This window comes from Desulfuromonas soudanensis (genome assembly GCF_001278055.1).
Lineage (GTDB): Bacteria > Desulfobacterota > Desulfuromonadia > Desulfuromonadales > WTL > Deferrimonas > Deferrimonas soudanensis.
Genome location: NZ_CP010802.1, coordinates 3,338,166 through 3,353,085, shown reverse-complemented (window position 1 = coordinate 3,353,085; position 14,920 = coordinate 3,338,166). Strand labels below are relative to the sequence as shown.

The following is a 14,920-nucleotide window of genomic DNA, read 5'->3' as shown; positions in this document are numbered from 1 at the left end:
ACTGCCATGCTCCGTCCCAAGGATACGTCCCTGACCCGCACCCTCCCCCTGGGGAGCGACCCGGCTCTGCGCCGCCGCTTCATGGTGGTCGACGAACCTCTCCAGGGGAATCTGCGTTTCGGTCTCCTCCTCGAAGTCCTCGACAAGCTCGCCGAGGATACCGCCCTCGGCTATGTGCGGCGCTTTGCGCCCGGGGCGCGGGTGGTGACGGCGGCCATCGACAACATCCTCGTGCGCCACGCCGCCGACGTGACCCGCGATCTCAGCTTCTACGCCCAGATCAACCATGTCGGCCGCACCTCCATGGAGGTGGGGATCCGCGTCGAGCAGACGGGAGAACCGGCCATTCACGTCGCCTCCTGCTACTTCACCATGGTGGCCCGCTCCTTGGAGGGGGAAGAGGCCCGGGGGATTCCCCTCCCGCCTCTGGAGTACCGGGACGAATTGGAAAAGCGCCGGGCCCAGCAGGCCATCGCCGGGAGGGAGGCCTATCGCGCCGAGAGCGCCGCCGCCCTCGAGCCGCCGAGTCGCGAGGAGTTCGAGCTTCTGGCGCGGCTGCACCGCGAGCAGGAGCAGTCGGGTTTTGCCGGAATCCTCGCCGGCTCCCTGGTGACCGATTCCTGGGAGCGGATGTACCCCGAGCAGGAAAACGTGCCGACGACGATCTTCGGCGGCTATCTGATCCGCCGCGCCTACGAGCTCTCCTCGATCTGCGCCGAACTGGTGGCTCCGGAACGCCCGGTGATCGCCGCGGTCAACCGCATCAATTTCTTTCATCCGGTGCGCCTCAGCGACAAGCTCCACTACACCAGCCGGGTCGTTTACACCGGACGCACCTCCATCGGCGTCGAGGCGAGCATCGAGCGCATCAGCCGCGACCGCACCACCAAGGCCCTCTCCAACTCCTGCCTCTTCACCTTCGTCAACGTCGATCGCAACCTGGTGCACCAGCCGGTGCCGACCATCTATCCCGTCACCTACGCCGAGGACGCCCGCTTCCTCGCCGCCTACCGTCGTCACGAGGACCTGGCCCGGCACCGCTGAGCCGCTCTATTTTCTCCCTTTCGTTTTTCGAGGTGCCCGGTGCCCTCTGGCTGCGGCGTCGAGCTGCGCCACCCGTTGCACCACCGGCGGATGGGAGTCGTAGAAGGCCGAATAAAGGGGGTGGGGGTGGAGGTTGGCGAGATTGTTCCGGGAGAGTTTGACCAGCGCCGAAGCGAGGGCTTCCGGCTTCCCCGAGAGGGCGGCGGCATAGTCGTCGGCCTGCCGTTCGTGGCGGCGGGAGAGGTAACTTTGCGCCGGGGTGAGGAAAAAGGCCCCCAGCCGGGCGACAAAGGCGAGGATGACCACCCGGGCGAAAAAAGAGGCCTGCTCCAGGCCGAGAAGGCCGGGGAGTCCCTTCCATCCGAGAAGCAAAAAGCTCCCGTAACAGACGGCCAGGGACAGGAGTCCGCTCCACAGCAGGCGGTTTCTGATGTGTCCCAACGTCCAGTGTCCCGCCTCGTGGGCAAGGATGGCGAGGATCTCGTCGTCGTTCATTTCCTCGAGAAGGGTGTCGTAAAGGACGATGCGCTTGACCCGGCCGATGCCGGTGAAATAGGCGTTGGAATGCCGGCTGCGACGGGAAGCGTCGACCTGCAGGACCCGGCTCACCCGCAGGCCCGCCCGCCCCGTCAACCCCTCGATTTTCGTCCGCAGCGGCTCCCTTCCGACCGGTTCGAATTTGAAGAAGAGCGGCTCGATGAGGACCGGGGAGAAAAGGATGAGAAAGAGGGAGGTCAGGGTGAACAGGACCCAGACGGCCAGCCACCAGAGCTGCGGGCTTCCGGCGACGAGGGCCAGGGCTGCGGCGGTCATCAGGCTCAGGATCACAGCGGAGATCAGGCTCGACTTGAGGAGGTCGGCCAGCCACAGACGGGGCGTCGTGGCGTTGAAACCGTAGCGCTCCTCGATGACGAAGGTGCGATAGAAAGAGAAGGGGAGGGTGAAAACGGTGGCCGAGAGCTGCAGGCCGAGGAAAAAGACGACCCCGCCGCCGACGAAGGAGGGGACGAAATCGCCGATCCAGCGGTCGTAGAGGACGAGGCCGCCGCCGAAGAGAAAGGCGAGGAGGACGAGGTTCCCACCCAGCATCTGCCAGAGGCCGAGGCGGCTTAAGGCGCCGGTGTAGGCGCAGCTTCGGGAGAGAAGTTGGCCGTCGATGGCTTTTTCGAATCCCGGCGGAACGATCTCTCCGTGCCGGGCCAGATGGCGTAAATTGAGGGTGCGCAGTAGCAGGCGGCAGGCCAGGGTGAGGAGATAGAGGAGGAGAATCGGGATCATGGCCGAGATTGTAGCCGATTTGTTCACCCCGGTCGAGGGTCCTGCGGTCGCCTTGTTTCATCGCCGGCGTTCAAAAGCGCCGCTCCTCTTGCCGGACGCCCTGGTCACGCCCCCGCGACGGGCGGCGGAGCGGGGGTGTCGGCAAAAGAGGCGAGGGAGGGCAAATACTCCTTTAATCATTAGGTTTTTCGGTTATAGTTGAGCAGGCTTGATGGCTATTTCCCCCCTCTGCCCGGCGCGGCAGGCGGCATGGAGAGTGAGGATGCGCAGAAAGAAACTCGTCAAGAAAACGCCGAAGATCGCCGGGTCGGCTCCCGGGACCCTGGTTCACGTCGGCGAGCGCAAGGCCGAACGCATCCGGGTGCAGATCCTCGATTACACCTCGGAACACCTTGAAGAGCGGGCTCTTTCCGGCGAAGAGATTGCCGAATGCTGTTCGTACAAGGAGACGCCGACGGTGAGCTGGATCAATGTCGACGGCATCCATGAAATCGGCCAGATCGAGGCGCTGGCCAACGGATTCGGTCTGCATCCCCTGGTGCAGGAGGACATCCTCGACACCGAACATCGCCCCAAGTTCGAAAATTACGACGATTACATCTTTTTGGTTCTGAAGATGCTCCAGTTCAACGGCGAGCGCGGCGAGATCAGCACCGAGCAGGTCAGCCTGATTCTCGGACCGGGGTACGTCATCTCCTTTCAGGAGCGGCAGGGGGATGTCTTCGACGCCGTCCGCGAGCGCCTGCGCCTCGGCAAGGGGCGCATCCGCCGGATGGGTGCCGACTACCTGGCTTACGCCCTGATCGATTCCATCGTCGACAGTTATTTCGCCATCCTGGAGAAGATCGGTGACGAGATCGAAATTCTCGAGGAGGAATTGGTCCTCGATCCGGGGCGGGACACGATGACCCGAATCCACCATTTCAAGCGGGAGATGATTCTCCTGCGTCGGTCGATCTGGCCCCTGCGCGAAGTCGTCAGCAGCCTGCAGCGGGAGGAGTCGCCCCTGGTGACCGAAGGGGTCGGACTTTACCTGCGCGACATCTATGACCACACCATCCAGGTGATCGACACGGTGGAGACCTTTCGCGACATCATCTCGGGGATGCTCGACCTCTATCTGTCCAGCGTCAGCAACCGGATGAACGAGGTGATGAAGGTGCTGACCATCATCGCCACCATCTTCATTCCCCTGACCTTCTTTGCCGGGATCTACGGCATGAATTTCGAGTACATGCCCGAGCTGCACTGGAAATACAGCTATCCCCTCCTCTGGCTGCTGATGATTGCGAGTGCCGCGGGGATGCTCCTTTTCTTCCGCAGGAAAAAATGGCTGTAGCGCCAGGGGCACAATGGAATATTCAGGTCTGGAAGGTTAACCGCAACGGAGACTGTTTGTGAAAAAGAGCCGGGATCATGCCGCGCCGCCGTCGACAACAGAGACTGCGACAAGAAAAGAGAACAGCGAGATGCTTGCGGAGTTCTTCCGGTCCCTGAAAGAGCGGGAGCGCCAGACCACTGTGGATGCGGCCGGGCGTCTTGCCGAGGCCGATGCTCTCCTTGAAAAAGCCTTCGCCGAGGCGGCGGCCGAATTCGACAGCGGCCTGAAGCGCCTGACGGCCACCTTCGACCTTGCCTCGGCGGACAGACCCTGTTCGGGGGCGGCCCTGAAAAAAACCGCCGACGAGATCGACGGGTTTCTGGTGTTCCTCGGCAAGAAGATGCAGCCTGCCCTGGAGCGTGAATTGTTTCAATTCGCTCCGAAAAAAAAGCTTGTTCTTTCCCTGGTCGAAAACGTGCTCCGGGCGCAGCAGGAGGCCGTCGCAGCACTCCCCGCCGAGCTGATCCAGCCCAGGCACGGGCTCAGACTCCTCCCCCCGAGGAAAATCCCCCTGAGGGCGCTGGTGACCCGGGTCCTTCCCTCTGTGGAAGATCTTTCCTCTCACCCCCTGGTGCGCGGTTATGAAGAGACCTACGCGGCCTCCGCAGCGGCTCTTGCCGCGCTCTGGCGCGGGGTGCGCTTTCACCTGGAGACGGCGGCCGCGGAACTGGAGGAGGGTGTCTCGACTTCCGCCGTGGAACCTGCCGAAGTCGAGGATCTTTTTCCCCGTCTTGACGGCGCCAGGATGTTGACCCTGGCCGCCCTGGACGATGCCCGGAAGAAGCTCTTCACGCTCGGTGCGGCCCTGCGGGATTTTCTGCGAACGATTCCCTCCGGCATGGAAGAGGAGTGGGTCCTGCTGCACGTCGCCCCTGCCGCCGAGCTCGAGTGGGCGGGGTTTCTGCGCTCCCGGTTTCTGCGTTTCGGGCGGAGCCTGAAGCGGCTGCCGACTCGACTGTCTCGGCGGCTGCAGAAACTTTTGGCTCAGGAACGGCGGGACTGGGTGCAATACGTCGGGGGGATCCGTTCGCGTCTTGTCGCTCTGAAAGGGCGCCTTGCAGCTCTGCTCGGGTGGGAGACCCCCCCCGAGCAGACCCTGCTGCAATTCACCGATCTCCCTTCCCCGGCCGAGGTGCTGTTGCGGGCCGAGAAGCTGCCCCTCCTCTTCCGGCGCCTCTACACCCTGGGTCCGCTGAAGAATCGGGAGTTTCTTGTCGCCCGAGAGGATGAACTGACCACCTTCGAAGGGCTCTACCAGCGCTGGGCGGCCGGTCGGGCATGCAGCGTTGCCGTGATCGGTCCCGAGGGGAGCGGCAAGACATCGCTGGTGAACTCCTTCGAGAGCGAATTCGGTTTCGAGGCGGAGGTCGACCGGAAAATCATTGCCCGACGCCTGCGCGGCGAAAGTGATGTGCTGCATCTTTTTGCCGAGTGGTTTCGTCCCGGCGAACCCTTTGGCGGTCTGGACGAGGTCGTCGAGTTTTTGCACAGTCGTCCAGGGAAGATCCTTATTATCGAACAGGGGCACAACATCTTTTTGCGAACTATCGGCGGACGGCGGGGGGTGGAGGCATTTCTCTATGTGTTGATGGCGACCCGGCGCCACCTTCTCTGGGTGGTCACCTTTCGCAAGGTGGCCTGGCAGCGTCTCGATTATCTCCTGGGTATGAGCCGCTACTTCACCCACCAGGTCCCGACTCTGTTTCACTCGCAGGAGACGATCCGCGCGGCTATCCTGCTGCGTCAGGAGACCTCGGGACTTCCCCTGGCTTTTCTTCCCAGGGAAGGGGAGCCGGCGGCGGACTCCGCCGAGACGAAAAAAAGTCTTGAGGACCGCTTCTTTCACGAACTCTTTGTGGCCAGTGGCGGCAATATTGAAGCGGCTCTTTTTTACTGGCTGCTCAGCCTGGATTATGATGCCGAAGAGGCGATCCTCAAAGTCAGCCCTCTCGCCAAGCTGAGCTACGGAGCCCTTCGCGCCCTGGACCAAAAGTATCTCTTCGCCCTTGCCGAAGTGGTCAGCCACGGCGGGCTTTCTCCCGAGGAACATGGCTCCATCTTTCGCTGCACCCTCCTGGAGAGCCGCCTTGTCCTCGGTTATCTCGCCCAGCTGAACCTATTGATGATCCAGGGGGGCAAGAACTGCGAGCTGCCGGTGAGCTATACCTTCAACCCGATCTTCTTCGGGCCGGTGACCGCCACCCTTCAATCGATGAATATTCTTTACTAGAGGGGTAGACCGTGCCGGACGAGACACTCAAGACACTCATCGAACAGTTTTCCTTCACCAAGATCACGTCAGCACTGGTCTTTTTTTTCATGGTCTGGGGGGTGGTCTGGGGATTGCGCATCCTCTCGAACTGGCTGGCGAGAAAATTCAGTCGATCCCGGCTCTTCATCGCCAGCTTCTATCCGGTACTGCGACTCGTTCTCTGGGTCGGAGCCGTCGCTTTCATCATCTTCGGCATCGTCCAGCCGCCGATGAATACCCTGGTTGCCATCAGCGCCGGGGTCGGCCTCGCCCTCGGTCTCGGGGCCCAGGACCTGATCAGGAATATCATCGCCGGCATCCTCATCCTCTTCGACCGCCCCTTTCGGGTCGGAGACATGGTCGATGTTGGCGGCCAATACGGCGAGGTGACCAACATCGGCCTGCGGTCCACCCGTCTTCAGACCTTCGATGACAGCGCGGTGACCCTCCCCAACGCCCTGGTTCTGAGCGTGGCGGTGTCCAATGCCAACAACGGATCCCTGGATGAGATGGTCGTCACCGAATTTCACCTCCCGGCGACCGTCGATGTCCAGGAAGTCAAGGCTCTGGCCGCCGAAGCCGCCGCCTGCTCCCCCTATGTCTACCTCAAAAAGCCGATCATCGTCATGGTGGACGATCACTTCGATCGCGCCTTTCTCAGCCGGTTCCGCATCAAGGCCTATGTCCTCGATGTCCGTTTCGAGCGCCTCCTGGCCAGCGACATCCTGGAGAGGGTGAAGAAGGAAATCGTGCGGCGAAACCTCCTTCCCGAGATATCCGCCCCCCTGTTCCTCGCCCGGTCCACCGGAGTCGGGGCCGTTGCCGGTACGGACGATTGACCTCGTCGACCGTTTTCTCAACCCTTGCCGATTTCGGAGTGCGCTTTCTTGGACAGTACGGTTCTGGCGATTTTTCTTGTCGTCTATGGGGGGATGATTCTGGGGAAGGTGCCGGGGCTGGCCCTCGACCGCACCGGCGTGGCGCTCCTCGGGGCCATCGCCCTGCTGGCGACGGGGAAGCTCACCCCGGGCCAGGCCTGGGGGGCTCTTGACGGATCAACCCTTGCACTTCTCTTCGGGCTGATGGTGGTCTCGGCGCAGCTGCGCCTCGGCGGCTTCTACTCGGAACTGACGGGGCGCCTGGCGGCAACGGATATCCCCCCTTCGCGCCTGTTGGCGCTGCTGGTCCTCACCGCCGGCCTCCTCTCGGCCCTTTTGGCCAATGACATCGTCTGCCTGGCCATGGCGCCGATCCTGGTCGTCGGCTGCTCCCGCCGCGGCCTCGACCCAAGGCCGTTTCTCCTCGCCCTGGCCTGCGCCGCCAATGTCGGCTCGGCCGCCACCCTGATCGGCAATCCGCAGAACATGCTCATCGGCCAGACCCTCCGCCTCTCCTTCGGCGGCTACCTTCTCGATGCCGTCCCTCCCGCTCTCTGCGGCCTGGTCGCGGTGTGGTGGGTGGTGCGCCGTCAGGTGGGAAGCGACTGGCTCCGTGGCACCGTCGTCGTCGAACCGCAGGCCCCTCCCTTCGACCGCTGGCAGAGCGGCAAGGGGGTTCTGGTGGTCGTCCTGCTGACGGCCGCCTTTCTCTTTGCCCCCTGGCCGCGGGAGGTTTTGGCCCTGGCGGCGGCGGGGATCCTCCTCTGCAGCCGGCGCATGCGCTCCGGCAACATCCTCGCCCTCGTCGACTGGCACCTTTTGATCCTCTTCATCGGCCTCTTCGTGGTCAATCACGCCCTGGCATCTTCAGGACTCCTCGGCGGCGGTTTCGCCCTGCTGCAGCGGGCGGGGGTCGATCTCGCCCGTCCCGCCTGGCTCTTCGCCCTGACCGTCCCCCTCTCCAACCTGGTCTCCAACGTCCCGGCGGTGATGCTCCTCCTCCCCCTCGCCGACCACCCCCTCTCCGGCGCGGTCCTCGCTCTGGCAAGCACTCTGGCGGGGAATCTTCTCGTCGTCGGCAGTATCGCCAACATCATCGTCATCGACCAGGCCGCCCGTCTCGGGGTGGCGATCTCCTGGCGGGAGCACCTCCGGGTCGGAGTGCCGGTCACCCTGATCACCCTGGGGATGGCGGCGCTGTGGCTGTGGATTCGCTGGCAGTTTCCCGGTTAGATCAGCTGCCGGGCGGCGGTCTGAACCGGGTCCCACACCGGGGAGAAGGGGGGGGCGTAGGAGAGGTCGAGATCGACGATCTGCTGCACGGTCATCCCGGCGTGAAGGGCGGTGGCGAGGATATCGATGCGTTTGGCCGCCCCTTCGAGGCCGACGATCTGTCCGCCGAGGAGGCGGCCGCTCCCCTTTTCGGCGAGGAGCTTGACGGTGATGTGCCCCGCTCCGGGATAATAGCCGGCCCGGGTGCGGCTCTTGATCGTCGCCGTGTCGTATTGCAGGCCGAGCCTGAGGAGATCCCTCTCCTGCAGTCCGGTGCGGGCGACCTCGTATTTGCAGATTTTGCTCACCGCCGTCCCCACCACCCCGGGAAAGGTGGCGTAGCCGTCCCCGAGATTGGTGCCGGCGACGGTCCCCTGTTTGTTGGCGATGGTGCCGAGGGCGATGTGCACCGGCTCCCGACTGACCAGGTGAAAGGATTCGGCGCAGTCCCCCGCCCCCCAGATGCCGGAAGTTTCCGTCTGCATGCGGGCGTTGACCTTCAGGGCCCCCTTGACGCCGAGGGGAATCCCGGCCGCTGCGGCCAGGGCTGTGTTGGGGCGGGTCCCCATGCCGAGGATGACGATGTCCGCCGGCAGGGTGCGGTTGGTCGTCACGGCGGCGGTCACCCGGCCGTCCTGGACCTCGAATCCGGTCAGCGACTCCTCAAGGTAGAGCTGTACGCCGATTTCCCGCAGCGCCTCCGAGATCAGGGCCCCCATCTTCGCATCGAGGGTCTCCATCACCTGCGGTCCGCGCTGGATCAGGGAAACCTCCAGCCCCCGCCGGATCAGGGCTTCGGCCATCTCCAGGCCGATGTAGCCGCCGCCTACGACCACCGCCCGCCGCGGTTTCTCCTCGTCGAGAGCCCGGCGTACCCGGATCCCGCTCTGCAAGGTGGAGAGTCCGAAGATCCCCCGGGCGTCCGAGCCGGGGAGTTCGGGACAGAAGGGGAGGGCGCCGGTGGCGATGAGGAGCTGGTCGTAGGGTTCCCAGGATTCCTTCCTGCTCTGGCGATCGACGACCTGTACCCGCCCGGCGGCCGGGTCGATGGCCGTGACCTCGTGGAGGATGCGGGCGTCGATACTGTATTTGTCGCGGAAAACCTCGGGGGTGCGGGAGATCAGATCCTCGACCTTTTCGACCATGCCGGCGATGTAGTAGGGCATGCCGCAGGCCGAATAGGAGGTGTGGGGAGAGCGTTCGAAAACGGTAATCCCAAGGTCCGCATCGAGGCGCCTTGCTTTGGCGGCCGCGCTCATCCCCGCAGCGTCGCCACCGATCACTATCAGTCTTTTTTTTGCCATGAGTTGCCTTTCCAGGTTCGGGGAGCAAATTTTCTTTTAAGTGTGCCGGGATTGTTTCGACAACGCAAGGCGGGATTGACCCCGGCGGCATTTTTGAGTTATTATCACAGGTCGACCGGGCCCGGGATGGTCCCGTATTTTTCGTCGCCGTCGAGGATCACCGGAATCAGCAGATTGAGGATCGCAGTGAAGAAACACAACCAGCAGGAAATCGATCGCCGCCGCACTTTTGGCATTATCAGTCACCCCGACGCCGGCAAGACCACCCTCACGGAAAAGCTGCTCCTTTTCGGCGGCGCGATTCAGATGGCCGGTGCGGTGAAGGCGCGCAAGGCCTCCCGGCACGCCACCAGCGACTGGATGACGATGGAGCGCGAGCGCGGCATTTCCGTGACCTCCTCGGTGATGAAATTCAATTACCGCGACTACGAGGTCAATCTCCTCGACACCCCGGGTCACCAGGACTTCTCCGAGGATACCTACCGGGTTCTGACGGCCGTCGACTCGGCGCTCATGGTCATCGACAGCGGCAAGGGGGTCGAGACCCAGACCGAAAAGCTGATGGAGGTCTGCCGCATGCGCAACACCCCCATCATGACCTTCATCAACAAACTCGACCGCGAAGGACTCGATCCCCTCGATCTCCTCTCCAATATCGAGGAGACGCTGCAGATCGAATGCGCCCCCCTCTCCTGGCCGATCGGCATGGGGAAGTGTTTTCGCGGCACTTACAACCTCTACCGCAAGCAGCTCCATCTCTTTGTTCCGGGGCAGGAAACCCGGTTTTCCGACGGGATCGTCATCGAGGACCTCGCCGATCCGCGTCTAGACGAGCTCCTCGGCAGCCAGGCCGCCGAACTGCGGAACGATATCGAACTCCTCGAGGGGGCGGCCAGCCCCTTCGATCCCGCCGAATACCTCAAGGGAAACCAGACCCCGGTCTTCTTCGGCAGCGCCGTGAACAACTTCGGGGTCCAGGAACTCCTCGACGCCTTCGTCGAGCAGGCTCCCGGTCCCGGTCCCCGGGCCACCGCCACCCGCATGGTCTCCCCCTACGAGGAGGAATTTTCCGGCTTCGTCTTCAAGATCCAGGCGAACATGGATCCGGCACACCGCGACCGCATCGCCTTTCTGCGGATCTGCTCCGGCAAATTCAGGCGCGGGATGAAGGTGCGCCATCACCGCATCGGCAAGGACGTGCAGATCGCCAATGCCACCATCTTCATGGCCCAGGACCGCACCAATATCGAAGAGGCCTGGCCCGGCGACATCATCGGCATTCATAACCACGGCACCATCAAGATCGGCGATACCTTCAGCGACAAGGAGCCCCTCAAGTTCACCGGCATCCCCAGTTTCGCCCCCGAACATTTCCGCCGGGTGCGCCTGAAGAATCCCATGAAGACCAAGCAGCTCGACAAGGGTTTGCTCCAGTTGGCCGAAGAGGGGGCGGTGCAGCTCTTTCGGCCGCTGATGAGCAGCGACTACATCCTCGGCGCCGTGGGGGTGCTGCAGTTCGATGTCATCGTCGCCCGGCTCAAGGACGAGTACGGAGTCGATGCCCTGTACGAAGGGATCGAGTTTGCCACCGCCCGCTGGGTGAGCTGCGCCGACCAGAAAAAATTCAACGAATTCGAAAAGAAGAACCAGGGGAACCTCGCCCTCGACGCCGAGGGGAATCTCGCCTTCCTCGCCCCCAGCGAATGGCGTCTCGGCTACGTCATCGAGCAGTGGCCCGACATCGTCTTCCACAAAACAAAAGAGCACAGCTGACAAGGGGCGGCGGCGGATTTATTCTGCCGCCGTTTTTTTTTCGGCGGCGAGGGACGGGAGGGTGAAATAGAAGGCGCTCCCCTTTCCCAGGGCGCTCTCCGCCCAGATCCGTCCCCCGTGGGCCCGCAGGACCTCCCGGGCCAACGCCAGTCCGAGGCCGACCCCCCCCGGCATTCGCCTTACGCTGTCATCCACCCGGTAGAACTTGGTGAAGATTTTGTCCAGGGCCTGCTGGGGGATCCCCATGCCGTCGTCCCTGACCCAGATTCTCACCCGGTCCTCCTCCTCCTCGGCGCCGAGGTGGATGGTGCCGCCGCCGGGGGAATACTTGATGGCGTTGCCGAGGAGGTTTTTCAGGACCTGGAGGAGGCGGTTGTAGTCGCCCCGGGCCCGAATCGGTTCCGGGGGGAGCTCCAGGGCGACGGAGTGCTCCTTCGAGGCAACGGAAAAGAGGTGGGCGGCCTCCCCGAGGAGTTGGGCGACGTCAAAGGGCTCGAAGGAATAATGGTTGAGATCGGCCTGGAGGCGCTGCAGGTCGAGAAAGTTGCCGATCAGCTCGCTGAGGCGTTCCGTTTCCTTGTGCACCGTCTGCAGGTAGTCCCTCTGCCTGTCCCGGTCGACTTCATGTTCCAGCAGGAATTCGGTGAATCCGAGCATGGCGGTGAGGGGGGTGCGCATTTCGTGGCTGACCGAGGAGAGGAGGTCGTCCTTCATCTGCTCCAGGTTCTTCTGCTCCGTTTTGTCGTGGGCGATATGCACCCCGCCGAGCAATTCCCCGTCTTCGTCCAGCAGCGGGTAGACGGCGATGGTGAAGTAGCGGCGGTTGTTCGGGTCGAAGAGTTCTCCGGTCTCGGGGCGCCGGCTCTCCAGCATGCGGGAAAAGGGAGACGGCTCCTCCGTGCCGCCGATGCCGAGAAGGCCCAGAGACACCCCCTCTCCCCCTTCTGTTCCGGTGAGGTCCCGGAGGAAAGTGGCGGCCGCCGAGTTCATTTTCAACGGCCGGCCATGGGTGTCGAGGATCATCACCGCATCGGTGATCGACTCGAAGGTCAGTTCCCAGCCGAGTTCGCTGCGGCGCAGGTTTTCTTCAGCCTGCTTCCGGTCGCTGATCTGCTCCTGAAGAACCCGGTTGAGTTTTTCCATGGCCCGCGAATAGATCAGCACCTTGCCGGTGAGGGGCCGCAGCAGGAGCACCATCCCGGCGCCGGCGCAGAGGGCCAGCACCACAGCCACCAGACCGACGGAAAGCAGCTGGCGGTTCACCCGGGAATAGAGTTCCTGTTCGTTCATCGTCATCAGGAGCACCCAGCGTCCCTGCCGGACCGGGGTGTAGGCCAGAAGAAGGTGCCTCGGGCCACCGTTGTCGCCGGAACGAAGGATCCCCGATTCGTCCCTGGCACTGCGGCGCATCGCTTCGAGAAACAGGGGCTCGGTGATCGGTCTGTTGTAGACTTCCCTTTCATCCCGGCAGCCGGGAAAAAAGATCGTCGGCGTACCGGCGCTTCCCCCGCCGAGGTGAGCGTTGCCGGTATTGCCGAGACTTTCCCTATCCCAGAGGATCCCCTGCAATTTGTAGAGGGTAAAGAGGACGATGTCGGTGCCGATCCTTTTGCCGGCATGAAAAATCGGCGCGCTCACCGCTAGGTAGAGATCGTTGCCGATGGTGACCGGGTCGGAAAAGGTCGTCTCGGCAACCGCTGGCGCCGGAGGGCGGATCTCCGGGGGGAGGGGGATCCCGGTGCGGGCGACGAGCTTCCCGCGGTCGTCGAAGCGGGAGATGCCCGAGACTTCAGGGGCGTGCTGCATCGCGTCCCGCAGGCGCGGACGGGTGAAGGCCTCGAGATCCGCCAGGCTTTCCTTCCCCTGGCGGTAGTCGTCGAGCCGGTCGCGGATCACGGAGCGGCTGGTGATCTGGCCGGCGATGTCGGCGAGGCGGGAGAGGTGTTCCTCGATGGCCAGGGTGCGCGTCTTCGCCCCCTGGAGGAGACTCCCTTCCTCCTGTTCCTTCAAAAGCTTGACCAGGGGGAGGATGCTCACCGCCGCCAGAAGAAGGGAGGCCGCCAGGGTGTACACAAGGGCGTAGACGACGATCTGCCGCCTCTTGTGCTCGAGGAACGCGAGGTTGGATTTTTTTGCGAGGCGCTTTTGCATCGGCTCCCTGCCGCCAGGGGAAGGGTAAATCCGGAATGGACCCTAAAGTCGATTAATATTAACAGGGTTATGCCGCCGGGCAAGAGCGGTGCGGCAAGGATTGACAATCGCCCGCAGGCGTGGTCAGCTGAGGTTCTATGCATGCACAGGGGGGAGAAAAGATGGACGGATTGTCGGCAAAAATGCGCATCGCTGCGGCGCTGGCCAGTGCCGCAGCCAGGGACGGGGTTCTGCTGCAGGGATGGGTGCGCACCGTGCGCCGGGCCAAGGAGGTGACCTTCATCGCCCTCAACGACGGCTCCTGCCTCGACGGGATCCAGGTGGTCATCGAGCCGTCTCTGGCCAATTTCGCCGAACTCGGCCGCCTCGGCACCGGGGCGTGTATCGAGGCAAGAGGGGATCTGGTGCCGTCGCCGGCGAGCGGTCAGCAGTGGGAGCTCCGGGCCCGGGAGGTCCGGGTTCTCGGCGAGGCGGACGGCGACTACCCGCTGCAGAAGAAACGTCACACCCTCGAATACCTGCGGAGCATCGCCCACCTGCGCCCCCGGTCCAACACCTTCGGCGCCGTGTTCCGCCTGCGCAGCGCCCTCTCCTTTGCCGTCCACCGCTTTTTTCAGGAGCGGGGCTTCCTCTGCGTGCATACCCCGATCATTACCGCCAACGACTGCGAGGGGGCCGGGGAGATGTTCCGCGTCACCACCCTCGACCCCCGGCGTCCCCCCCTGGAGAAGGGAGATGTCCTGTGGAAGGACGATTTTTTCGGCGAGAAGACGGGGCTTACGGTCAGCGGCCAGCTCGAAGGGGAGCTCTTTGCCATGGCCTTTTCCGACATCTACACCTTCGGTCCGACCTTTCGCGCCGAGAATTCCCACACCAGCCGTCACGCCTCCGAATTCTGGATGATCGAGCCGGAGATGGCCTTTGCCGACCTCGCCGCCGACTGCCGCCTCGCCGAAGACTTCCTGCGCTTCCTGGTGCGCTACGCCCTGGAGCACTGCGGCGCCGACCTGGCTTTTTTCAACGAGCGCGTCGAGCCGGGGCTCATCGCCAAGCTCGAAACCCTGGCGGAGGCGACCTTTGAAACCCTGAGCTACGGCGAGGCGGTGGCGGCCCTGAAGCGGTCGGGGCACCCCTTCGAATTCCCCCTCGAGTGGGGACTCGATCTGCAGTCGGAGCACGAGCGGTATCTGACCGAGACGATCATCGGCGGGCCGGTCTTCGTCACCGATTACCCGGAGGGAATCAAGGCCTTCTACATGCGCCTCAACGACGACGGCCGCACGGTGGCGGCGATGGACCTTCTGGTCCCGCGGGTCGGGGAGATTATCGGGGGGAGTCAGCGGGAGGAGCGCATGCCGGTGCTGCTGGAGCGGATGAAGGGGAAGGGCGTGTCCGAAGCGTCCCTGGGGTGGTATCTCGACACCCGCCGCTGGGGGAGCTGTCCCCATGCCGGGTTCGGACTCGGTTTCGAACGGTTCTTGATGTACGTCACCGGGATGGAGAATATCCGCGACGTCATCCCCTTTCCCCGCACCCCCGGCAATGCCCGGTTTTGACAACAGCGAAGGGGGGGACAAAAAAAGGCGGG

The 14,920-nt window shown here is 63.5% G+C and carries 10 protein-coding genes; 7 read left to right on the top strand and 3 right to left on the bottom strand.

Annotated features, from left to right (window positions below):
- Positions 1–6: 6 nt before the first annotated feature.
- Complete coding sequence (locus tag DSOUD_RS14975; protein WP_053551766.1) at positions 7–1,044, top strand: acyl-CoA thioesterase; 1,038 nt, start codon at positions 7–9, stop codon at positions 1,042–1,044.
- Positions 1,045–1,050: 6 nt separating this feature from the next.
- On the opposite strand, the gene DSOUD_RS14970 is transcribed toward DSOUD_RS14975, so the two are convergent.
- On the bottom strand, positions 1,051–2,349 hold the full coding sequence (locus DSOUD_RS14970; RefSeq protein ID WP_279330581.1) for a M48 family metallopeptidase: 1,299 nt from the start codon (positions 2,347–2,349) through the stop codon (positions 1,051–1,053).
- A gap of 235 nt (positions 2,350–2,584) precedes the next feature.
- Between DSOUD_RS14970 and corA the strand changes: the two genes are divergently transcribed.
- Genes corA through DSOUD_RS14950 form a run of 4 tightly spaced genes read left to right on the top strand, consistent with a single transcriptional unit; the run spans position 2,585 to position 8,065 of the window.
- Positions 2,585–3,661, top strand: a complete 1,077-nt coding sequence (corA, locus tag DSOUD_RS14965) for a magnesium/cobalt transporter CorA (protein ID WP_053551765.1) — start codon at positions 2,585–2,587, stop codon at positions 3,659–3,661.
- A gap of 58 nt (positions 3,662–3,719) precedes the next feature.
- Positions 3,720–5,933, top strand: a complete 2,214-nt coding sequence (locus DSOUD_RS14960) for an ATP-binding protein (protein ID WP_157671892.1) — start codon at positions 3,720–3,722, stop codon at positions 5,931–5,933.
- Positions 5,934–5,944: 11 nt separating this feature from the next.
- Complete coding sequence (locus tag DSOUD_RS14955) at positions 5,945–6,793, top strand: mechanosensitive ion channel family protein (protein WP_053551763.1); 849 nt, start codon at positions 5,945–5,947, stop codon at positions 6,791–6,793.
- Positions 6,794–6,841: 48 nt separating this feature from the next.
- Entirely contained in the window at positions 6,842–8,065 is a 1,224-nt protein-coding gene (locus DSOUD_RS14950; RefSeq protein WP_053551762.1) for an anion transporter, read from the top strand.
- Here the strand turns inward: DSOUD_RS14950 and DSOUD_RS14945 are convergent.
- Complete coding sequence (locus DSOUD_RS14945; protein ID WP_053551761.1) at positions 8,062–9,408, bottom strand: FAD-dependent oxidoreductase; 1,347 nt, start codon at positions 9,406–9,408, stop codon at positions 8,062–8,064. The genes DSOUD_RS14950 and DSOUD_RS14945 overlap by 4 nt on opposite strands.
- Positions 9,409–9,594: 186 nt before the next feature.
- On the opposite strand from DSOUD_RS14945, the gene DSOUD_RS14940 reads away from it, so the two are divergent.
- On the top strand, positions 9,595–11,181 hold the full coding sequence (locus DSOUD_RS14940) for a peptide chain release factor 3 (protein ID WP_053551760.1): 1,587 nt from the start codon (positions 9,595–9,597) through the stop codon (positions 11,179–11,181).
- An 18-nt stretch (positions 11,182–11,199) separates the two neighbouring features.
- Here the strand turns inward: DSOUD_RS14940 and DSOUD_RS14935 are convergent, their stop codons facing one another.
- The gene (locus DSOUD_RS14935; protein WP_053551759.1) at positions 11,200–13,332 is read right to left on the bottom strand and encodes a sensor histidine kinase; all 2,133 of its coding nucleotides are present in this window, start codon (positions 13,330–13,332) and stop codon (positions 11,200–11,202) included.
- A 170-nt stretch (positions 13,333–13,502) separates the two neighbouring features.
- On the opposite strand from DSOUD_RS14935, the gene asnS reads away from it, so the two are divergent.
- Positions 13,503–14,888: an asparagine--tRNA ligase gene (gene asnS / locus DSOUD_RS14930; RefSeq protein WP_053552409.1), complete on the top strand. Its 1,386-nt coding sequence runs from the start codon at positions 13,503–13,505 to the stop codon at positions 14,886–14,888.
- Positions 14,889–14,920 lie beyond the last annotated feature (32 nt).